The sequence below is a fragment of the Streptomyces sp. NPDC017993 genome (assembly GCF_044328065.1).
In the GTDB taxonomy this organism is placed as follows: domain Bacteria; phylum Actinomycetota; class Actinomycetes; order Streptomycetales; family Streptomycetaceae; genus Streptomyces.
In genome coordinates this window covers 1-19,282 of the sequence record NZ_JBIRGO010000022.1, presented here as the reverse complement: position 1 = coordinate 19,282, position 19,282 = coordinate 1, and the positions used below count along the sequence as shown (strand labels likewise).

The 19,282-nt window shown below is 69.5% G+C and carries 22 protein-coding genes and 1 pseudogene; 17 read left to right on the top strand and 6 right to left on the bottom strand.

The window, feature by feature from the left end; genetic code table 11:
* Window positions 1–52: 52 nt before the first annotated feature.
* The 6 genes from ACH4FH_RS31495 to ACH4FH_RS31470 all read left to right on the top strand — a co-directional run bounded on the left by ACH4FH_RS31495 (window position 53) and on the right by ACH4FH_RS31470 (window position 4,752).
* Complete coding sequence (locus tag ACH4FH_RS31495) at window positions 53–673, top strand: TetR/AcrR family transcriptional regulator (RefSeq protein ID WP_398559365.1); 621 nt, start codon at window positions 53–55, stop codon at window positions 671–673.
* 227 nt (window positions 674–900) lie between these two features.
* Window positions 901–1,311 carry a nuclear transport factor 2 family protein gene (locus ACH4FH_RS31490; RefSeq protein WP_398559364.1) on the top strand — a complete coding sequence of 137 codons (411 nt, stop codon included), beginning with the start codon at window positions 901–903 and terminating at the stop codon, window positions 1,309–1,311.
* Window positions 1,308–1,691 carry a hypothetical protein gene (locus ACH4FH_RS31485; RefSeq protein WP_398559363.1) on the top strand — a complete coding sequence of 128 codons (384 nt, stop codon included), beginning with the start codon at window positions 1,308–1,310 and terminating at the stop codon, window positions 1,689–1,691. Before ACH4FH_RS31490 ends, ACH4FH_RS31485 begins: the two co-directional genes overlap by 4 nt.
* 19 nt (window positions 1,692–1,710) lie before the next feature.
* A complete protein-coding gene (locus ACH4FH_RS31480) occupies window positions 1,711–2,031 on the top strand; it encodes an EthD family reductase (RefSeq protein WP_398559362.1) in 321 nt (106 codons plus the stop codon).
* 92 nt (window positions 2,032–2,123) lie between these two features.
* Window positions 2,124–3,632, top strand: coding sequence for a class I adenylate-forming enzyme family protein (locus tag ACH4FH_RS31475; RefSeq protein ID WP_398559361.1), 1,509 nt, complete (start codon window positions 2,124–2,126; stop codon window positions 3,630–3,632).
* Between the two features lie 79 nt (window positions 3,633–3,711).
* Window positions 3,712–4,752, top strand: coding sequence for an MBL fold metallo-hydrolase (locus ACH4FH_RS31470; protein ID WP_398559360.1), 1,041 nt, complete (start codon window positions 3,712–3,714; stop codon window positions 4,750–4,752).
* 48 nt (window positions 4,753–4,800) lie between these two features.
* Here ACH4FH_RS31470 and ACH4FH_RS31465 read toward each other — a convergent pair whose 3' ends face one another.
* From ACH4FH_RS31465 to ACH4FH_RS31455, 3 genes are read right to left on the bottom strand one after another with little or no spacing between them, the layout of a single operon-like run.
* Window positions 4,801–5,559: an SDR family NAD(P)-dependent oxidoreductase gene (locus tag ACH4FH_RS31465; RefSeq protein WP_398559359.1), complete on the bottom strand. Its 759-nt coding sequence runs from the start codon at window positions 5,557–5,559 to the stop codon at window positions 4,801–4,803.
* A 35-nt stretch (window positions 5,560–5,594) separates the two neighbouring features.
* A complete protein-coding gene (locus tag ACH4FH_RS31460) occupies window positions 5,595–6,623 on the bottom strand; it encodes a phosphotransferase family protein (protein ID WP_398559358.1) in 1,029 nt (342 codons plus the stop codon).
* Entirely contained in the window at window positions 6,620–7,822 is a 1,203-nt protein-coding gene (locus ACH4FH_RS31455; protein ID WP_398559357.1) for an acyl-CoA dehydrogenase family protein, read from the bottom strand. Before ACH4FH_RS31455 ends, ACH4FH_RS31460 begins: the two co-directional genes overlap by 4 nt.
* A 131-nt stretch (window positions 7,823–7,953) precedes the next feature.
* On the opposite strand from ACH4FH_RS31455, the gene ACH4FH_RS31450 reads away from it, so the two are divergent.
* The 8 genes from ACH4FH_RS31450 to ACH4FH_RS31415 all read left to right on the top strand — a co-directional run bounded on the left by ACH4FH_RS31450 (window position 7,954) and on the right by ACH4FH_RS31415 (window position 15,927).
* Entirely contained in the window at window positions 7,954–8,115 is a 162-nt protein-coding gene (locus tag ACH4FH_RS31450; protein WP_398559356.1) for a hypothetical protein, read from the top strand.
* A 1-nt stretch (window position 8,116) separates the two neighbouring features.
* Window positions 8,117–8,638, top strand: a complete 522-nt coding sequence (locus ACH4FH_RS31445; RefSeq protein ID WP_398559355.1) for a hypothetical protein — start codon at window positions 8,117–8,119, stop codon at window positions 8,636–8,638.
* A gap of 224 nt (window positions 8,639–8,862) precedes the next feature.
* The gene (locus ACH4FH_RS31440; protein ID WP_398559354.1) at window positions 8,863–10,245 is read left to right on the top strand and encodes an MFS transporter; all 1,383 of its coding nucleotides are present in this window, start codon (window positions 8,863–8,865) and stop codon (window positions 10,243–10,245) included.
* Between the two features lie 6 nt (window positions 10,246–10,251).
* Entirely contained in the window at window positions 10,252–11,178 is a 927-nt protein-coding gene (locus tag ACH4FH_RS31435) for a sugar kinase (protein WP_398559353.1), read from the top strand.
* Entirely contained in the window at window positions 11,175–11,918 is a 744-nt protein-coding gene (locus ACH4FH_RS31430) for an IclR family transcriptional regulator (RefSeq protein WP_398559352.1), read from the top strand. The genes ACH4FH_RS31435 and ACH4FH_RS31430 overlap by 4 nt, the downstream gene beginning before the upstream one ends.
* Window positions 11,915–12,589, top strand: a complete 675-nt coding sequence (locus ACH4FH_RS31425) for a bifunctional 4-hydroxy-2-oxoglutarate aldolase/2-dehydro-3-deoxy-phosphogluconate aldolase (RefSeq protein WP_398559351.1) — start codon at window positions 11,915–11,917, stop codon at window positions 12,587–12,589. Before ACH4FH_RS31430 ends, ACH4FH_RS31425 begins: the two co-directional genes overlap by 4 nt.
* A complete protein-coding gene (gene dgoD / locus ACH4FH_RS31420) occupies window positions 12,586–13,731 on the top strand; it encodes a galactonate dehydratase (protein WP_398559350.1) in 1,146 nt (381 codons plus the stop codon). Before ACH4FH_RS31425 ends, dgoD begins: the two co-directional genes overlap by 4 nt.
* A gap of 1,407 nt (window positions 13,732–15,138) precedes the next feature.
* Window positions 15,139–15,927 (top strand): class I SAM-dependent methyltransferase, encoded by a 789-nt coding sequence (locus ACH4FH_RS31415; RefSeq protein WP_398559349.1) that lies wholly within the window; start codon window positions 15,139–15,141, stop codon window positions 15,925–15,927.
* Window positions 15,928–15,958: 31 nt separating this feature from the next.
* On the opposite strand, the gene ACH4FH_RS31410 is transcribed toward ACH4FH_RS31415, so the two are convergent.
* Both ACH4FH_RS31410 and ACH4FH_RS31405 read right to left on the bottom strand, forming a co-directional pair.
* The gene (locus tag ACH4FH_RS31410; RefSeq protein ID WP_398559348.1) at window positions 15,959–16,171 is read right to left on the bottom strand and encodes a hypothetical protein; all 213 of its coding nucleotides are present in this window, start codon (window positions 16,169–16,171) and stop codon (window positions 15,959–15,961) included.
* Window positions 16,172–16,365: 194 nt separating this feature from the next.
* Window positions 16,366–16,962: a TetR/AcrR family transcriptional regulator gene (locus ACH4FH_RS31405; RefSeq protein ID WP_398559347.1), complete on the bottom strand. Its 597-nt coding sequence runs from the start codon at window positions 16,960–16,962 to the stop codon at window positions 16,366–16,368.
* Between the two features lie 60 nt (window positions 16,963–17,022).
* On the opposite strand from ACH4FH_RS31405, the gene ACH4FH_RS31400 reads away from it, so the two are divergent.
* Together ACH4FH_RS31400 and ACH4FH_RS31395 are read left to right on the top strand one after the other, a co-directional pair.
* Window positions 17,023–17,244, top strand: coding sequence for a hypothetical protein (locus ACH4FH_RS31400; RefSeq protein WP_398559346.1), 222 nt, complete (start codon window positions 17,023–17,025; stop codon window positions 17,242–17,244).
* Window positions 17,245–17,506: 262 nt separating this feature from the next.
* Window positions 17,507–17,917 carry a DUF6463 family protein gene (locus ACH4FH_RS31395; protein WP_398559345.1) on the top strand — a complete coding sequence of 137 codons (411 nt, stop codon included), beginning with the start codon at window positions 17,507–17,509 and terminating at the stop codon, window positions 17,915–17,917.
* Between the two features lie 255 nt (window positions 17,918–18,172).
* Here ACH4FH_RS31395 and ACH4FH_RS31390 read toward each other — a convergent pair whose 3' ends face one another.
* The gene (locus ACH4FH_RS31390; protein ID WP_398559344.1) at window positions 18,173–18,838 is read right to left on the bottom strand and encodes a class I SAM-dependent methyltransferase; all 666 of its coding nucleotides are present in this window, start codon (window positions 18,836–18,838) and stop codon (window positions 18,173–18,175) included.
* Between the two features lie 342 nt (window positions 18,839–19,180).
* On the opposite strand from ACH4FH_RS31390, the pseudogene ACH4FH_RS31385 reads away from it, so the two are divergent.
* Window positions 19,181–19,282: pseudogene (locus ACH4FH_RS31385) on the top strand (IS5/IS1182 family transposase); the annotation flags it as partial.

The following is a 19,282-nucleotide window of genomic DNA, read 5'->3' as shown; positions in this document are numbered from 1 at the left end:
GGATTACTCTCGCTTACCGGCAAGGTGGACGAATGGCCAGGAGAGAGGGCCCATGGCGAGGATCGTTGAACCGGAAGCGGGACCGAGGTCCAAGCGCGCGGCCATTCTGACGGCCGCGGTCGACTGCTTCGGCGAGACCGGCTTCGAGGCCACCAAGTGGTCCACCGTCGCCGAGCGGGTCGGTATCGGGCAGACCGCGCTGTACCACTACTTCGAGTCCAAGACGCACTGCCTGCTCACCATCATGCGGCTGGAGCTGCAGCGCTCCCACGACAAGTTCATCGAGGCCACCGCGGAGGTGGAGGACCCGGTCGAGGCGCTGCGGGCCGCGGTTCGTGCGGCGTACGACGTCTCCGATGTCGAGGTCCTGCAGATGCGCATCCTGCAGAACCACATCGACCTGCTCTCCGGGGCACGCAAGTCCAAGCGTGAGGAGGCCGAGCGGGTTGCCGCCCGTCGGCTGGTGCAGCTCGTCGAGCGGGACTGGACGAACTTGATCGTACGGGGCATGTCCCAGGGGGCGTTTCCCCTGCGGGATGCGCAGCTGCTCGGCGCGGGCGTGCTCGGCCTCATCGTCAGCGTGTGGGGCTGGTACCGGCCGTCGGGGCCGACGCCGCTATCGGAGATCAGCGAACTGATCGAGGGCGCCTGCGTGCGGATGGTCGCCACCTGACGCCGCGACCGGCGCTGTGCCCGGCGGCCCCCTGACGATCGACCGAAAGGTCCGTCAGGGGGCCGCTTGTTGTCCCCGGGCGGGCGGCGCCGTAGGGAGGCAGCAGTGGTCCGTGTCCAGCTCTTGCCACGCGTATTTCCCCGGGATTACGATCCTTCTTGAATTGAACTGAACTCAAGTTGGCTGTGGTGGCCCGCCTCGCGGCCACCCGTCGAAAGGGCTCACTCATGGCGTTGCGCGCCTATCTCGCCAGTATGGACAGCCACGATCCGAAGCAGGCGCTGGACCTGCTCGAACCCGACTTCCGCTTCCTCATCGCCCTGCCGGGCAAGGAAGCCACCGGGCAGTCCAAGGGGGACTTCGCCGCCTATATCGCCGGCCGCCAGGCAGTGGACCGGGTGCACGAGATCCTCCGCTACAGCCGCGACGGCGACGTCGAGACCGTCTACGGAGCGGTGACGGACGGCGGGCGGTACGTCGGCTCCTTTCTCTCGGCCGCGGTGATCTCGCCCGCCGGACTCCTGGCCCGCTACCAGTCCTTCTTCACCACCTCGTTCGAACTGGTCGACCGGGTGGACCATGGTGACGAGACGGCTGTCCCTTCCCGGCAGGCACCCACCGACAGGAGCCGGACATGACGGATCCCTCGGCCTCCGCGCCCTTCCTGACCGCCTGGTTCGACATCCTCGACGGCGACGAGCCGGCCTCGATCCTCAACCTGATCAGCGATGACTTCTCGCTCTCCATCCTCTTCTCCACCGGCGACGGCGACGGTGCCGCCACCGACTTCGCCGGCGGCCGCGACGCACTCGTGGGCTACCTCGACCAGCGCGAGAAGGGCACCCGTACCCACCACCGGCTGTCGGCGGCGACCGTCGGCCAGGACGAGTTCTTCCTGGGTGAGGTACGGCGCGCCGGCGTGCCCGAGGCGAGCTTCGTGGCGACCGGGCGGGTCAACGAGAAGGGCCGGCTGCAGCGTCTGCTGATCGGCCGATCGTCCGGGATCCGCTTCCACTGACCACGTACGGAGGATCGTCATGTACAACCTCGTCCTGCTGGCAGCCCGGCCTCCGGAGTGGACGCACGCGCAGTTCATCGACTGGTGGCGCGGCGACCACGCGGAGCTGACCTATCGGCTGCCCGGACTGCGTGCCTGGCGGCACACCGAGATCGACGCCGCGCTGGAGGAGCGCTCCGAAGGCTGGGACGGTCTCTCGGTGCTCAGCTTCGACACCCCGGAGGACCTGAAGAAGGCCCTGGCAAGCCCCGAATGGGCCGATGCCGTGGCACAGGTCGGCGACATGAAAGGCCGCCGTCTCGCGGTGATGGGCCACGAGGCGGAGATGTTCCTCGCCTGAAGCCCGGGACCGGCCGGTTGCCCGGTCGGCAGTACGGGACGCACAGCAGCTTTCACCACACGGAGTTCGGCACAGCGCAGCGAGGAAGTCACATGCGACAGATAGTGCGGGAGTTCCAACGGATGGCAGACGAGGCCGACTTCGTCGCCGTCGTCGAGGAAACCGGAGCACACACGGCCCGGGAGCTGCTCGACGCGGCGACCGTTCTGGCCGGCACGCTGGCCGACGACGCGGCCGGCGGAGGATGTGGCACCGTCCTGGTCCAGGCGGACAACTCATGGCGCACCGTCGTCGCCACCCTCGCCGTGGGCATGAGCGGCGGGACCCTCGCGGTGGTCAACCGCCACACCACGGCCGCCGAGTTCACCGCGGCCTGGGAAGACGTCCGCCCCGACGTCGTCCTCGCCGAGCCCTCGGCGATGGACGACTGGGCGGTGCACGATGTTTTGCCCGGGCCGGCGGGTACGGCGCTCGACGGCTGGCAGTACCTGTCCGCACCCGGGCGGCGTGATGTGTGCCGCTGGTCGGGCGGCGTCCTGGTCGGCCTCACTTCGGGGTCGACCGGGCGACCCAAAGGCGTCGTACAGTCCGAGGAGGCGCTGCACTATGCCTGTAGCAGCACCGTCTCCGTCAACGGCCTGTCACGCGGCGATGCCGTCGCCGCGATCGTGCCGTTGTCGTCAACTGCCGCCTACTGCTTCGGTGTTTACCTCTCCCTGCTCCTGGGCGGACCGCTCGTGCTGGCGGGCAAGTGGAACCCGGCCGTCGCGCTGCAGCGGATGGCGGCGGCCGAAGTCCGCTGGACCATGTGCGTGCCGACCATGGCGCTGCAGATGGGTGCCGAGGCCGCAGGCTCCGGTGTCCTCGGCGGAGTCCGGGCGATCACCGTCGGCGGAGGGCCCATGGACCGCGGCGCCCTGGGCCGTGCCGAACGGTCCCTCGGTACGAAGATCCTCCGCGTCTTCGGCATGTCCGAGTGCCTCGGGCATACCTCGCCGCGCGCCGACGACCCAGAGGAGATCCGGCTCGGCAGGGACGGCCGCCCCTTCCCCGGTACGGACGTGCGCGCCCTCACCCCGGACGGGCTGCCCGCCGGGCCCGGCGTGACCGGCCGGGCACAGGTACGCGGCCCCTCCCTCTTCCTCGGCTACGCCCGCGACGGCCAGGTCGAGCCCCCGGCGCTGACCGAGGACGGCTACTTCGCCACCGGCGACCTGCTGATGACCCACGAGGACGGCACCATCAGCATCATGGGCCGCGAGAAGGACGTCATCATCCGCGGCGGCCGCAACATCGACATCACCGAGATCGAGCGCGCGGTAGCCGCCCATCCCCGCGTGGCCAGGGCCTGCGTCGCCGCGGTGCCCGACGAGGTGCTCGGCGAACGCGTGGCACTGCTCGTCGTCACCGAGGACGGTGACCCCATCGACCTGGCCGAGGTGACCGGGCACCTGGAGAGCATCGGCCTGTCCAAGACCAAGTGGCCGGAGTACGTATACGACATCGCGGAGTTGCCGCAGACCAGGGTCGGCAAGATCGACCGGGCCGGGGCCCGGGACCTGGCCTTCCGCATGCGTGCCCGCACCTCCGACCCCGCCTGATGCGGCAACACCTCCACGGGCGGCGGGTCCCCGCATCCCGCGGAGAGCGATCACAGTGGTACCTCAGCAAGGGAGAAACATGACCACGCGGTTCGACCAGGGCCCCTGGGCCGCAGCCGGAGTGCAGACCGTAGAACCCGGGGTGCACCGCGTTCCCCTGCCGCTCCCCAACGACGGCCTGCACGCCGTCAACGTCTACCTGCTGGAGGGCCTCACCGACGATGGTGGCATCGTCATGATCGATGGTGGCTGGGCAATCCCCGAGGCACGCAAGGCGCTTGAAGAAGCCATGGCTGCCATCGGCCGTGACCTCGGCGACCTCAGCCACATCCTGGTCACCCACATCCACCGCGACCACTACACACAGGCCGTGGAACTGCGTCGGCTGCTGGGCTCCCGCGTCTACCTGGGCGCGGGGGAGCGTCCCGGCCTGGAGATGCTGCACCGGCTCCGCAGCGACGAACCAGCCGGCTCGCTGGAGACGTTGCGGCGGGCAGGAGCCACGGAACTGGCAGACCACATCCAGACAATGGACCACGACGGGTACGACGCGAGCGTGTGGGAAGCCCCCGACCGCTGGCTCGGGGCGGAGACGCTCCGCTTCGGTGACAGCGAGCTGCAGGTCGTCCCGACCCCAGGACACACCAAGGGGCATGTGGTCTTCCTGGACGAGCAACGCGGACTGCTGTTCTCCGGCGACCACGTCCTGCCCCACATCACCCCCTCCATCGGCTTCGAACTGGCCGACCCGGGCGGCCGGCCGCTCGCCGCCTACCTCGATTCGCTGCGACTGATGACCCGCTACGCCGACGCCCGCCTGCTGCCCGCGCACGGTCCCGTTGCCGACAGCGCCCACACCCGGGTCGCCGAGCTGCTCGCCCACCACGACGACCGGCTGGCCCACAGCCTGTCGGCCTTGGGCGACCACACGCTCGACGCCCACGCGGTGGCCCGCAAGCTCGGCTGGACGCGCCGGGAGGTGCCGTTCGGCGAACTCAGCGCCTTCAACCAGATGCTCGCGGTCAACGAGACGGCCGCACACCTGGACGTGCTCGTACTCCGTGGCCTGGCCGCGGTGGCGTTCGTCGACGGGGTGAACCAGTACACGCGCGTGCGGTGACACCCACGACGGGGGGCGCGGCAGGCTGCCGCGCCCCCCGTCTCTGCCTCACCGGGCCGTCCAGCCTCCGTCCACGTACAGCTCGGAGCCGGTGACGAAGCTCGCGTCGTCCGAAGCGAGGAACGCCACCGAACCCGCGACCTCACCCGGCCGGCCCAGCCGCCCCATGGGAGTGCCCTCGACCATCGCGGTGTGCCGGGGCGTGCCCTGCCACAGTTCGCGGGAGCGTGCGGTTTCGATGAAGCCGGGGTGGACCGAGTTCACGCGTACACCGCGGGTGGCCCAGTGCAGCGCGGCGTTCTTCGTCATCAACCGGACCGCTCCCTTGGCCGCGTGATACGAGAACTGGCTTCCGAAGCCGCCGACCGTACCGAAGATCGACGCGATGTTGACGATCGAGCCGCCACCGGAGTGCTCGACGGCCGGCCCGCCGTACTTCATGCCCAGCCAGACGCCGGTCTGGGTGACCGAGATGACCTCGTCCCAGGACTCCCGGGTCTCCGTCTCCACGTTCCGCGACCTGGCGATGCCCGCGTTGTTGACGAGCACCGCCAGGCCGCCCAGCTCGGCGACCACCCGCTCGACGGCCCTGCGCCAGGCATCCTCGTCGCCGACGTCCAGCGCCAAGCCGATTGCACGCGCCCCGCCATCCGTCAACTCCTTCGCCAGCGCCTCACACCGGCCGGCGTCCACGTCCGTCACCGCGACCGCGGCGCCTTCCGCGACCAGTCGGCGCGTTACGGCGTCGCCTATCCCGCCGGTCGCGCCGGTGACCAGGGCGACCCTTCCCGACAGTCGGTCTCGCACAGGCTCTCCTTCGTCCAGCGTGTGCACGGCAGTGGTCATGACAGCAGCTCCAACCCCGAGCGCAGCAGCGCCGGGACCGCGGAGCCCACCCGCTCGAAGCCGGGGCCGACCGTCTGCCCGGCGCGGAAACGGGCGTGGATGCCCTCGGCGATGACGGCGAGCTTGAAGCAGCCCAGCGCCTGGTAGAACGCCAGGGCGCCGAGGTCCCGGCCGGATCGCGCGGCGTAGCGCTTGGCGAGCTCGCGGCCCGTGGGGAACCCGGGGTTGGCCGTCGGGACGTGGCGCGTGCCGAGCACCGATTCACAGGCCGGGTCCCAGTACACGAGCAGCAGTCCGAGGTCGGCGAGCGGATCGCCCAGCGTGGCCATCTCCCAGTCGATGACGGCGGCGATCCGGCCCGTATCGCCAGGCGCCAGGAGGGTGTTGTCCAGGCGGTAGTCGCCGTGCACGATCGCCGGGGCCGCGCTGTGGGGCAGGCTGCGGGCGAGCCGGCCGTGCAGGGTGTCGAGGTCGGGGAGGGGGCGTGTGGCGACCTTGTCCCACTGGCTGCGCCACCGTCGCACCTGGCGCTCCAGGTAGCCGTCGGGGCGGCCGAAGTCGCCGAGCCCGACGTCAGCGGCGTCGACCGCGTGCAGTGCCACCAGCGCGTCCACCAGCGCCTCGGCGCTGCGCCGGGCGTGGCCGGGCGGCAGCAGTGCGGCCTCCTCGCCGTCGCGCAGTACCGTCCCCTCCACGAAGTCGACGACGCAGAAGGGTGCCCCGATGACCGTCGGGTCGGTGCACGACAGGACGGCTCGTGCCACCGGCACCCCGGTGCCGTTGAGGGCGGCGACGACGCGGTACTCGCGGTCCATGTCGTGTGCCGTCGGGGTAAGCAGGCCCAGGGGCGGTCGGCGCAGCACCCAGCGGTGTGTCCCGTCGGTCACCTCGTAGGTGAGATTGGAGCGTCCGCCGTGCAGCAGCTCCACCCTCAACGGCCCCGCGCAGTCCGGCACATGGCGGTCGAAGTAGCGTTGCAGCGCGGGTCCGTCGATGCCGACCACGGCTGTCTCCGGTGCGGTCACGGCGCGGACCTCCGCTCGCGTGCCGTGCGCACCGCTCTCTTGGCGATGGCCCAGCGGTGGGTTTCGGACGGTCCGTCGTAGATGCGGAATGGCCGCACCTCCCGGTACAGCCGGGACAGCGGCGCATCCCCCGAGATGCCGAGTGCGCCGCACACCTGCACGGCACGGTCGACCACCCGGTTCACCGCCTCGGAGACGTAGGTCTTGGCGATCGAGGTGTGCTGGGCGGCCGAGCGGCCCTGATCCAGTTCCCAGCAGGCCCGCCAGAGCACCGCCCGACTGGTCTCGATGTCGATCTCGCTGTCGGCGAGCAGTTGCTGCACCATGCCCAGTTCCGCCAGCGGTTTGCCGAAGGCCGAACGGTCCGCCGCGCGCTCCAGGGCGATGTCCTGCGCCCGTCGCGCGACTCCGAGCCAGCGCATGCAGTGGGTCATACGGGCGGGCCCGAGACGCACCTGCGCGTACCCGAAGCCCTCGTCCACCTTGCCCAGCACCGCGCTGTCGGGGACCTCGCACCCGTCGAAGACGATCTCGCTGTGCCCGCCGAACAGGCCCTGGTCGAGCGTGTCGATGTTCCGAACGATCTTCATGCCCGGGGTGTCGGCATCGACGAGGAACATCGTGGCACCGCCCGGGTCTCCGGGAGTCCCGCTGGTACGGGCCATGCAGAGGGCGAAGGCGGCGCCGTCCGCGCCGCTGATGAACCACTTGCGGCCGTCGATCCGCCATCCGGCGTCCGTCTGGGTCGCGGTGGTGGCGAGCGCCCGGGGGTCGGATCCGGCGCCCGGCGCGGGCTCCGTCATCGCGAAGCATGAGCGCACCTCACCAGCGGCCAGTGGACGCAGATACCGCTCCTTCTGCTCAGTCGTGGCCACCACTTCGAGCAGGTGCATATTGCCCTCGTCAGGCGCCGCACAGTTGAGGGCGAGCGGCCCGAGCAGCGAATACCCCGCCGCCTCGAACACGACCGCCTGCCCGCACAGATCCAGCCCGAGCCCACCCCACTCCTCGCCGACGTGCGGGGCGAACACTCCCGCCGCCTTGGCGGCATCCTGCAGCCGACGCCGCAGCGGCTCCGGCCCGGCATGGACGTCCCCGTCGCTCGCCTGCTCTTCAGGCAGCACCACGCCTCGTACGAACTCGGCGGTTCGCCGGGCAACGTCGGCGACCCACTCATCGACCTCGAACCCAATGGACACGGGCACTCCTGACGTCGGCTACTAGGCATTAGCCATCACAATGGGCGTGGTCATGTATGTCAAGGGCTGCATGAAGGCCGAGGGTTGAATCTGGCTAATGGCCGATAGCCTCTGGGTCGGGCTCCGTATTCGTGATCGGAGCGAAGCTCCGGCTGGAGTGCCGGATTGTCCGGGAGATCTCCGCCGGCGACCACGTCATCGCGCTGCTCGGGATCGCCCGGCTCTCGCGGCCCTCTGTGGTTCCCCCGGTGGTCTTCCATGCCAGCGCCTTCAGGTCCCTGGCGGACAGCTGACATGTACGTCGACGCCCGGGGCTCCGACGTCCGGCTCGCCGAGCCGGACGACCTGACCCATTTCAGGGTTCTGGCCGTGGACCTCGGGACACTCGCCGAGCGAGCCGGACAGTTCGGCTACCTCGCCGACGGCGTGGCCTTCGTGCGCAGCGACTGGATTCGTGCCTCCGGGCCCCGCACGAGCGAGTGGTCGGCCGGGCTCGACGCGATGCTCGCTTTCGCGGAGTCGTCCGGGTGGGTGGCCAACGGCCATGTCCAGGCCCGCATCGTCCAGTCCGGCGCGAAACGGGCCCGACCTACTCCCCTTCTCGATCCGGTGCAGGACGAGGATCTCAGCGGCCGAGGCGTGGTTGCCGCCCATGGTCAGGTCGTCCTCACGGTCCCCGCCGCCCGGTCACCCGCACCTCACGGGGGACCTCCGATCGGCGCTGTGGGTAGTTGCAGTGCACCAGCCGCCCATTCGATCGCAACTGCCTCCGGGCTCTTGCCATGGGTTGACGCAAGGCCCTCCAAAGCAGAGTGAGCTGACCGTTGTAGCTGCCGAGCGCTCTCCGGTGCGGCCGACCCGCCCGGTCGCGGCCACCGCGCCGCCGGGCGCCGGGGCGTATCCGTGGCGGACCTGGACAAGGTAGGGGCGCCTTGGCCCGAGTCGTGCAACATATGCACAACCAGTGTGCGTATCGCTCAGCACCAGGTTAACTGCGCCGAAACGCTTTGGCGGGACACCTGGTGTGCAAAGGAGCACGTATGCCCGACAGCCCTGTGGCCGAGACGGTCGGCCACGATCCCCAGCGCAGAACACGGCGCCGCAACGCTATGGCCGCCGTGGTCGGATCTGTTCTGGAGTGGTACGACTTCTTCCTGTTCAGCACCTCCGCAGCGCTGGTGTTCAACAAGATCTATTTCTCGGGTGAGTCCGAGTTCGTCGCCACTCTCGCCTCGTTCGCCACCTTCGCCGTCGGTTTCGCCGCACGTCCCGTCGGCGGGCTGATCCTGGCTCACTTCGGTGACCGCTGGGGACGCAAACCGGTGCTGATGGTGACGCTGCTGATGATGGGCTTCGGCACTCTGGCCATCGGCGTGCTGCCGACCTACGAACAGATAGGCATGTGGGCCCCGGCGCTGCTTGTCGCCTGTCGAATCCTGCAGGGACTTGGTGTCGGCGCCGAACTCGGTGGCGCCTATGTGTGGACCACCGAGAGCGCCAAGCCGGGCAATCGCGGCCTGTACGCGTCGCTGCCCGGCGCCGGCGAGTTCCTGGGCGTGGTGTGCGCGTCCGGATCCATGGCAGTCGTCTCCTCGCTGCCGCAGGAGCAGTTCCTCAGCTGGGGATGGCGGCTGCCCTACCTTGCCTCGGTGCTCGTGGTGATCGGCGGCATCGTCCTGCGGTACATCTCCGAGGAGAGCGAGAGCTTCAAGGACGCCGTGGCCGAGGGCAAGAAGGAGAAGGCCCCTTTGGTGAAAGCAGTCCGCCACCACGGCCGGCGGATTCTGCTCATGATCGGTGCCGGCTGTGCCACCGCCGTCGCCTCGTACTCGATCCAGGGCTACCTGCCCGCCTACACCACCCAACAGCTCGGACTTCCTGACAACGTGGCTGTCATCGCCATCACCGTGGCTTCCGCCGTCTCCATATTCGGCGTGCCGCTCGGCGGCTGGCTGTGCGACCGGATCGGACGACGCCCGCTGATGATCGCCGGCGGTCTGGCCATCGCCGCGTTCGCCGGACCGTTCTGGCTCTTGGTGGGCACGAAGTCAATGCCACTGATCGTGATGGCCGTGACCCTCGGGTTCGCCGTCGTGCTCAATTCGATGATCTTCGGCCCGGCGGGTTCGTTCTTCTCCGAGCTCTTGCCGACCGAAGTCCGCTACACCGGCCTGGTCCTGGCCCGCGAAACCACCGCCGTCCTCTTCTCCGGCACCGCGCCGTTCATCGCCACCCTGCTGGTACATGCCGGCGGCGGAAGTCCATGGCTGCTCGCCGGATACATGGCCCTGTCGGGGATCGTCACCGCCGTGTCGGTGTTGCTGCTGCCGGAGACCGCGCCCCGCGCCCTGCGCCGCAAGGAGCTCAGGGGCGGCACAGGAGACGGCCGCGCACCGGCCAACATCAAGTACACAGAGGTGTGAGAAAGAGTGTCTGAACTCGAAGTGCTGTGCCTCGGTGAGGCGATGGTCCTGGTGGCCCCCGCGCCGGGGGAGCGTCTCGCCACCGCACGCGGTGCGGCCATCCGGGTCGCCGGAGCCGAGTCGACGGTCGCGCAGTACCTCACCGACCTCGGCCACCGCACCGCGTGGGCGAGCCGAGTGGGCGCCGATCCGTTGGGGGAGCAGGTGCTGGCCGCGATCGCGCGCTCAGGCGTCGATGTCGGCCACGTCGAGCGGGACCGCTCGGCGCCGACCGGTGTGTACTTCAAGGACCCCAGTCCCGAGGGCACATGGGTGCACTACTACCGGACCGGCTCGGCCGCCTCCAAGATGACCCCTGCCCATCTCGACAACCTCCCACTGTCCACGGCGCGCTTGGTGCACCTGTCGGGGGTGACACCCGCCCTGTCGGAGGGCTGTGCCGCGACGTCGACAGCCTTGTTCGCACGCGCACGTGCGGCCGGGACCCGCTGCTCGTTCGACGTCAACTACCGCGCCGCCTTGTGGAGTACGCAGCAAGCCGCCGGGCCGCTACTCGCCCTGGCACGCCAGGCAGACGTCGTCTTCGTCGGCCTCGACGAGGCACAACACGTCTGGGGAACCGAGACCGCGGAGCAGGTTCGGGAGCTGGTCGGGCCCGGGGTACGTCTCGTGGTGAAAAACGCGGACGTCGGCGCCACGCACTTCCCGCCCGGGGGCGGCCCGGCCGTCTTCGTCCCCGCAATCCCGGCCGAGGTGGTCGAACCCGTCGGTGCGGGGGACGCCTTCGCGGCCGGTTATCTCTCGGCCTGGCTGCGCGGGGCCAGGCCCGCCGACCGACTGCGGCTCGGCCACAGGCTGGCCGCCTTCGCGCTGGGCGTGGTCGGGGACCACGCGGACGCCAGCGCCCTGCGTACGGCGGAGGTCGCCCGATGAGCCAGACCGTGGAACGCGCCATCTGCGTCCTGGAGTTGATCAGCGAAAGGCCCCACCATCCGACAGAGGTCGCCGCGAGCCTGGGCGTCCACCGGACCACGGCGCTGCGCCTGTTGCAGGACCTGTGCCAAGGCGGCCTCGCCCGAAAGCGGGAAGACGGCTCTTTCGCCGTCGGCTACCGGCTGGCCGGCCTGGCGCAGTCCGCACTCGAACAGTTCGACCTGCGGACCATCGCCCACTCGCACCTGCTGGAGCTGGGCCGCAAGCTCCGCCTTACCGTGCACATCGCCACCGTCGAGGACGGCCGCGTCTTCTACGTCGACAAGGTCGACCCGCAGGGTGGAGTACGGCTGTACTCGCAGATCGGCAAGGCAGTCGTGCTGCACACCTCCGGCGTCGGCAAGGTGATCCTGGCCTATATGTCCGCGGCGGAGCGCGCCCAAGCCCTGGACGGCTACTCATACGAGCGGTTCACCGAGGCGACGGTGACGACCGCCGACGACTTCGCCGCCCAACTGCGCGAGATCCGCGAGCGCGGCTGGGCGGCGGACGACGGGGAGTACGAGCCCTTCATCAACTGCGTTGCCGTCCCGGTCCGGGACGGCACGGGGGCGGTGCGCACCGCCCTGTCCGTCACGGCGCTCAAAGCGCAGGTGGACCTCGCCCGGCTGCAAGAGCTGCTGCCGACGATCCGGAACACCGCCCACACCATCTCCCGAGCACTTGGCTGGACCCCATGACGACGGACCCCATGACGACGGACCCAGTGGTGACGAACCACATGGCCGCACACGACCGGCTGTTCCAGGAGGCGTTCGACGCACTTCCCCTCATGGCGATTCTGCGCGGCCTCGGCCCGCAACCCACCGTGGAGGTGAGCCGGCGGGCCTGGGATGTCGGCATCAGACTCGTCGAAGTGCCCGTCCAGAGCGATGCCGCGGTAGCGGCGCTGGCGGCGGCGGTGGCAGCCGGCGAGGAGCGCGGCGCCGTGGTGGGCGCCGGCACGGTAACCACCCTCGCCCGAGTGGAGCAAGCCGTGGCGGCCGGGGCACGCTTCACCGTCGCCCCCGGGTTCTCCCGCGAGATCGCGGAGGCTTCGCTCGCCGCGGGCCTGCCGCATCTGCCGGGCGTGGCGACCGCCACCGAGATCCAGCAGGCCCAGGCGCTCGGCCTGACCTGGCTCAAAGCCTTCCCCGCCAGCGACCTCGGGGCCGAGTGGATCACCTCGATGGCCGGCCCGTTCCCCACGGCGCGCTTCGTGGCGACCGGCGGCATGGTCCTGCAGAACACCCTGGAATTCCTCGACGCCGGAGCCGCCGCCGTCTCGCTGGGTTCGGCTCTGGCCGACCCCGCCCAGTTCGAGCGGCTCCCCGAGCTGGTAGAGGACCTCAACCGAAAGGCACAACGATGAAGATCACAGCACTGGAGACGTTCTCCGTCGCACCACGCTGGCTGTTCCTGGCCATCCGTACCGACGAGGGGATCACCGGCTGGGGCGAACCGGTGGTCGAAGGCCGCTCAGCCACCGTCGCGGCCGCCGTCGAAGAGCTTTCCGACTACCTCATCGGCGAGGACCCGTACCGAATCGAGGACCACTGGCAGGTGCTCACCAAGGGCGGCTTCTACCGCGGCGGCCCTGTCCTGTCCAGCGCGGTGGCCGGCATCGACCAAGCACTGTGGGACATCAAGGGCAAGGCCCTCGGCGTGCCAGTACACGAGTTGCTCGGCGGCGCGGTGCGCGACCGCATGCGGACTTACTCCTGGATCGCAGGGGACGAGCCGGGCCGGGTCGCCGAGCACGCCCGAGAGCGCATGGCACAGGGCTTCGACGCAGTCAAGATGAACGGCACCGGCCGAGTTCGCGCCTTGGAGTCCAAGGCCGAACTCGACATGCTGGTGGGCCGCGTCGCCGCCGTTCGTGAGGCCATCGGAGACGAGGCCGACATCGCCGTCGACTTCCACGGGCGCCTTTCCCCGGCCCTGGCCCGTGAGGCCTGTCGTCTGCTGGAGCCGCTGCACCCGCTGTTCATCGAAGAGCCGATCGTGCCCGAGCTGACCGCCGACTTCGAGCGCATCTGCACCTCGACCATCGTCCCGATCGCCACCGGCGAACGACTCTACTCGCGCTGGGACTTCCGCGAGGTTCTCGGCTCCGGCATCGCTGTCGCCCAGCCCGACCTGTCACACGCAGGCGGCATCTCGGAGGTCCGCAGAATCGCAGCGATGGCCGAGGCGCACGGCGTCAGCCTCGCCCCGCACTGCCCGCTCGGGCCGATCGCCTTCGCCGCCTCCCTTCAGATCGACTTCGCCACTCCCAACGCCCTCATTCAGGAGACGAGCCTCGGCATCCACTACAACGCTGACAACGACCTGCTGGACTATCTCGTCGACACCAGCGTCTTCGACTTCACCAACAGCCACATCGCCCGACCGACCGGCCCCGGCCTGGGCATCGAGATCGACGAAGCCGCCGTACGCGAGGCTGCCAAGGCAGGCCAGCGGTGGCGCAACCCGGTATGGCGCCAGGCCGACGGCTCCCTTGCCGAGTGGTAGGAGCAACGCGACGAAAGCATGCGTAGCGCCTGACGGCCTGCTTGCAACGGCCGACTGGGTCGCGTTGCCTGTACGTCTGCCGTCGAAGGAGGGAGGCCTGCCGCCCAGGCGGCCTCGCCGAAGCCGACGGTCGCACTGGTCCGCCGGTACGAAAGCACCGCCTGGACGCCGCACTTGCCCAGCTGCTCACGGATAGCGCGTGAGGAAAACACCCTGTCGGCCGGCCAGGGGAAGCTGCCGATGGCGTAGCTCTTCGGTTCGCCTGCCGGGGCCTCTCTTCCCGGGGCCCCGGCCGCGTGCCGATGAACACGCACGATCACGGAGTCCACCGAGGCAGCCCCGTTCAGGCCCTCACCCCCGTCGCCCTGCTCTGTCAGCGCGGTGGGACGATCCTGAGGGAGCGGCTACGCGCTGTCGGCGCCATCGGCCGCGCCGGCAGATGTCCACCAGGCGACCACTCGGGCGGCCATCACTTCGGGCTGCTAGCCGGCACTACCGCGGCGTCGCCGGTGATCAACGACGCTGGCAGTGGGGACCCGGCGGCGATGACTCTCGCCCCGGCACCGAGCCGCCTGCGGCAGGGAAGCCCGCCCGTCAGCGAGCGCCTCGGAGACCGAAGCTCACCGGCCACCTTGCGGCGCGGGAACCCACAGCGGTGATGTCCCGGCTTTCCGGCGAGCCCTTGCGTGGCCGCTCGCTCGACAGTGGACATATCAAGGCGCTGACCGCGGCGTTGTCGAGACAGTAGGGCGAGGTCCCGCCTGATGTGCTGGCGGCGGTCCCTCGTCGGCCAGGGCATCAGCGAGACCTCATCGCTCACATTCGCTCATGGGAACCGCAGGTTCGGACCCAGACCAGCGAAGAGGTGAGGCATGCCATGAAGCGGGCGTCCGATGGCCAGGCGATCTACGGCCACCGAGCATCCACGGCCCCTACGAGGTTGCCCCACTCCCGATAGGTCAGCCGTCTTTCCGTACCGCCGAAGACTCCAGCCGTCGCAGCGGCCCCCTCCACCTCACGGTCCGCTGGCAGTCGGCTTCAATTGCCTCGACGCACCTGGGAATTCCAGGCGTCACGTCGGCAGACAGCCGGACCGTCCAGGCGCAGGGCACAATGCCCGACCTCTATCGGCTGTTCGGCGTGTGGATGCGAGTGGCAGCGTCCCTGACCAACCAGCCCCCTTACTGCTGACCGCCGCGGGCGGGCCGGGGCTATGTCGCGGGTGCGGAAGTCCGCTGATGCACGGGCCTGCGGCGGCTAGTCGCCTCCGCCAACGGGGTGCGCTTCGCCGGGCGGACAGGGCAGGGAGAGGACTCGGGGTAGACGAGATCGACCCGTACGACGACGCTGCGCGGCAGTTGGCCGCAGCCCAGGAACCGAACTTATGCAGCACACGTCTCCCGCACCATGATCTCGAACGAGCACCACGACCACGCGGGTACCACCGGGCTGGCCTCGCCGTCCGCGGTGACTGTGGATCCGCCAAAGGTCAACGACTACAACAGCTTCGCCGAGGCGTACACGGCCGAGAATGAGACCAACCTCAACAATGCCTACTACGAGCGGCCCGCGATGCTGGCCCTCGTCGGAGACGTGGCCGGCCGGCGGATCCTCGACGCCGGTTGCGGCTCCGGTCCCCTGTTCGCGGCGCTGCGCGACCGTGGCGCCATCGTGAGTGGCTTCGACGCGAGTGCCGGGATGCTGGAGCTGGCCCGCCGGCGACTCGGCGACGGTGCGGACCTGCTGGTGGCGGACCTGGGCGGCCAGCTTCCTTACGCTGATGACACGTTCGACGATGTAGTGGCGTCCCTGGTGCTGCACTACCTGGAGGACTGGGGGCCGGCGCTGGCCGAGCTGCGACGCATACTCAGGCCCGGCGGTCGGCTGATCGCGTCTGTCGACCATCCCTTTGCCATCAACCTCATACACCGCGAGGCCGGTCGCGAGGGCGAGTACAACTATTTCGACACCACCAACTGGACCCAAGAGTGGACCATGGGCGGCCAGACCGCCCTGGTGAGCAGATGGCACAGGCCGCTGCACGCGATGATCGAGGCTTTCATCGGGGCCGGTTTCCGGATCACGGTCATCAGCGAGCCGGATCCTGATCCCGCCGCCCGCGAGCTGTTTCCCGAAGTCATCGCGGCCAAGCCGCGCTTCCTGTGCTTCCTGTTCTTCGTCCTGCAGGCCGAGTAGCAACCAGAACGACCTGACCGCTGGGGAGCGGTCAGCTGTCCTCGTCGTCGGCCGCTTCCTTGTCGGTGCTGGGGTCACGCATCGGGCGCAGCCCGGCCGCCGGCGGGCGGGTGCGGGCGTAGCGGCCGAGGAAGTCCAACGCGACTTCCAACGAGAGCTGACCTACGACGGGCTCCGGGCCGCCGAGGCCATGGGCAAGAAGGGCGGGCGACGCCCGGTCGTCCCCCGCCGACAAGACCGACACCGTCCGCACCGCGTACCTGGAGGGCCGCTCCATCGCCGCCCTCGCCCGTGACCACGAGGTCAGCCGCGGCGCCATCCGCACTGCCGTCGCCGACCTCCTGCCCAACCACACCGTCACCACGGAGGACGCCCCCGCCCCGGAGCTGCCGGTCACCCTCGACATGCCGGGGCGGGGCGATCGGGGCGGTGGTGCCTCTACCCCGACGCCGTCTGGTGCTTGCCGGATCGGGCCAGCTCAGTGATGAGGTGCTCAAGCGCGGCGGTGGCGGTGGTGCCGGTGGCGGCGACTTCGGGCACGATGTCGCGGGCGGAACGGCGCAGTTCGATCCATCCGAGATAGGCGGCGTACGCGGCGACTGCCTGACGCCGGGCTGGGGAGGGGGCCAGGCCCAGGTCGGTGTAGAGGTCGGTCAGGTAGGTGATCCGCCGCTCGGTGACCCGGTGGAGGACCGGGGCGACGGCGGGATGATCGGCGTGGGCGACGATCGCGGGCTCCAGGCCGCTGATGTTTTCCTGTCCCAGCGCAGTGGTGAACAGGGCCGTCAGCCGCTGTCGGGGGTCGGTAGTGTCGCCCAACTCTGAGATCAAGGCAGTGGTGTTGTCCCGCTCCCACATTTCCAGCGCGGCAGTCAGCAGCGCATCGCGATCCTTGAAGTGCCAGTAGAAGCTTCCCCGGGTTGCCTCCAACTCGCCCGCGAGCGCGTTGACCGACACTGCGGCGACTCCGCCGCGCGCCATCGCGCGTAGCGCGGCGGTCGACCAGTCCTGGGGTGTGAGGTGCCTTCTCGCCATGTCCGTACAGTACTGTACGGTGACTCCATACAGAGGTGTACGGAACTCATGGGGGCCCGCATGGCGCTGACGAAACTCGCTGGCGGGACGGCCGCAGTCGGGGCACTGCACTGGATCTGGACCTTCCCTCCCTGGCCGCTGGCCAGCCGCGCCGACTTCACCCGTACGGTCGGCGGGGTCGCTGAAGCCGACCTGCCCGCAACGGAGTTGACTACCGCCGTCGCGGCAGCGCTTGGGGCGGCGGCCTATGTGATCGCGGCCCAGGCCGACTTCGCCCCGTAGGTGCGGCCACATCGTTGGGGCACCAGCGCGTATGGGGCATTGTCGGCGTGCTGCTGCGCGGCGCGGCCGGTCTGGTCTCCTCCGCTCTGATTCGCCGGCCGACCGATTTCCCCCGCTGGGACCTGGCGCTGCGCTCCCTGCCGTGGCTGGCGCTCGGAGGGCTGACGGCATGCGTCGCTGCCGCAACTCGCGCGCCTCGCCGCCAAGACCGTCGCTACGACATCAGAAGACTCAAGGGCCTTAAGAATCAAGGAAGCTGACAATGACCCGGTTGATTCCCAAGCTGGTAATCGGACTGACCGCAGTGCACTTCTCGGTCGCTCTCATCGCCTCCAGCACCTACGGTGACGTGGCCCGCGACGGCTTCTGGAACGCCGTCCCCGGAAAGCCGCAGCGCGAGTACGAGATGTGGTTCTTCCTGGCGGGGTTCGGTCTCCTCGCCCTGGGCACTCTCAGCCAACGTATCGTTCGCGACACCGGCAGGCTACCGGCGCAGTTGGGCTGGTATCTGCTCGCCATTGGCGTGCCGTTGCAGATTCTCTATCCCGTCTCCGGCGCACCCGGACTGATCGTGCTCGGGGTGCTGGCCCTGATCGCGGCCCGGCGGGACAGCGTGGGGGAGAGCCGTCGGACACCCCTGGCGCCCATTACCGACCGTGAGCAGTGCTCATGATCACCTGGACTGCGGCCTCCTGGCCCCCCGGCGGGCCCATGGCCGGCTCATCCGCGGCGTTGCGCCACCCCCGGTAGCCCGGGGGAGCCGCCCCGCTGCCGGGTGTGGTCCCGGGAGAGCTGGGAGCGTGTTGGGCGGAGGCCGGCGGACTGGGCGCTCTCACGCATGCCCCGAGCACCGCTGGCATGGTAGAAGGCGCGGTACTCGGGGCTGTGTCGGGCTATGCCGCTCTGGCTGTGCTGCTGGCGGGAGTGTTCAGGGAGACGTTTCGCGGCAGTCGCAGGCGTGTGCTGACTCGGGGTGAGCTGGTGGGTTGACCGGCGCGAGATGGTGGACGCGGGCCGGCGGTAGGTTTCCCAGTACCGTTTCGGTGCGGAAGGTGTGGCGATGCAGGATGCGACGCAGTACGCCGAGTCCTGCGAGGGTGCGCTCGCGGTCGGCTCCATCGACGAGCGTCCGGCGTATGGTGTCGCCTCCTATGTATCCGAAGAAGGACAGCGTGCCGCCTGGCCGCAGGGACCGCAGGAGCCGGTCGAAAATCTCCTCCGTCGTGCGGGCGTCGAAGTTGGCGAACGGCAGGCCGCACACGATGGTGTCGTAGGAGCCGAGTTCGTGTTCCTGGATCAGGTCCGTGTGGATGCGCAGTCTCGGGTCATCGTCGTAGGTGTGTCGCAGCAGGGCGGCGAAGCGGGGGTTGGCCTCGATCAGATCCAGGGTGTCCAGCCGGCCGAGTGAGCCGGTGATGTAGCGGGTCACCGCTCCGGTACCGGGCCCTACCTCGAGTACCGCGCGGGAGCGGCCGGGATTCGGGATCATGTACCGGGTGAGGGCCCTGCACAGCCGGGCGCTGCTCGGGGCGATGGCCCCCACGTCCCGACGGGTCTTCGCATATTCCCGGAGGAACAGCGTTACTTCAGTCACGCCGCCATCCATCTGTCGAGTGCTTGCAAAATGGTCGAGGTGCCAGTGATAACACCTGCTTGGATGGCCTGCTCGGCGGCATCGTGCCGAGCAGTGTGCCCTTGAACTGCTAAAACAACTGTGAGCGGTCGGGGAGATGTCGTGAAGGTCTTCTGTCGCGGTGGTCCAGAGCGGGATGGCCACCGGGGTCTTGCCGTCGGTGGCACGGTTCTGTGGCTCACGCAGCGAGAAGATGGGGCCCGTCGAGGCCGGCGGGCGGCTGGGCGGTGCTCACAGCTCCATCCAGCTGCAGGGCCCGGGGCTAGGGCGTGTCCGCAAAGTCGGTTAGTCGTTGCTCCGTTCGTGGTGTGTCGTCATGAACTGTCTGATCAGGCATGGGCTGTGATCAAGCCGTTGCTGGCCCCGCCTCGGATGGGGCGTCCGGTGCGGGATCGGCGGCAGGTC

Excerpts from the sequence above, each read along its gene's own strand:
- ACH4FH_RS31405 (WP_398559347.1), bottom strand. The coding sequence starts at position 16,962 with ATGGCGAGAAGGCACCTCACACCCCAGGACTGGTCGACCGCCGCGCTA.
- ACH4FH_RS31430 (WP_398559352.1), top strand. The coding sequence starts at position 11,175 with ATGAGCCAGACCGTGGAACGCGCCATCTGCGTCCTGGAGTTGATCAGC.
- ACH4FH_RS31485 (WP_398559363.1), top strand. The coding sequence starts at position 1,308 with ATGACGGATCCCTCGGCCTCCGCGCCCTTCCTGACCGCCTGGTTCGAC.
- ACH4FH_RS31440 (WP_398559354.1), top strand. The coding sequence starts at position 8,863 with ATGCCCGACAGCCCTGTGGCCGAGACGGTCGGCCACGATCCCCAGCGC.
- ACH4FH_RS31425 (WP_398559351.1), top strand. The coding sequence starts at position 11,915 with ATGACGACGGACCCCATGACGACGGACCCAGTGGTGACGAACCACATG.
- ACH4FH_RS31480 (WP_398559362.1), top strand. The coding sequence starts at position 1,711 with ATGTACAACCTCGTCCTGCTGGCAGCCCGGCCTCCGGAGTGGACGCAC.
- ACH4FH_RS31475 (WP_398559361.1), top strand. The coding sequence starts at position 2,124 with ATGCGACAGATAGTGCGGGAGTTCCAACGGATGGCAGACGAGGCCGAC.
- ACH4FH_RS31470 (WP_398559360.1), top strand. The coding sequence starts at position 3,712 with ATGACCACGCGGTTCGACCAGGGCCCCTGGGCCGCAGCCGGAGTGCAG.
- ACH4FH_RS31395 (WP_398559345.1), top strand. The coding sequence starts at position 17,507 with ATGACCCGGTTGATTCCCAAGCTGGTAATCGGACTGACCGCAGTGCAC.
- ACH4FH_RS31445 (WP_398559355.1), top strand. The coding sequence starts at position 8,117 with ATGTACGTCGACGCCCGGGGCTCCGACGTCCGGCTCGCCGAGCCGGAC.
- ACH4FH_RS31495 (WP_398559365.1), top strand. The coding sequence starts at position 53 with ATGGCGAGGATCGTTGAACCGGAAGCGGGACCGAGGTCCAAGCGCGCG.
- ACH4FH_RS31415 (WP_398559349.1), top strand. The coding sequence starts at position 15,139 with ATGATCTCGAACGAGCACCACGACCACGCGGGTACCACCGGGCTGGCC.
- dgoD (WP_398559350.1), top strand. The coding sequence starts at position 12,586 with ATGAAGATCACAGCACTGGAGACGTTCTCCGTCGCACCACGCTGGCTG.
- ACH4FH_RS31400 (WP_398559346.1), top strand. The coding sequence starts at position 17,023 with ATGGCGCTGACGAAACTCGCTGGCGGGACGGCCGCAGTCGGGGCACTG.
- ACH4FH_RS31490 (WP_398559364.1), top strand. The coding sequence starts at position 901 with ATGGCGTTGCGCGCCTATCTCGCCAGTATGGACAGCCACGATCCGAAG.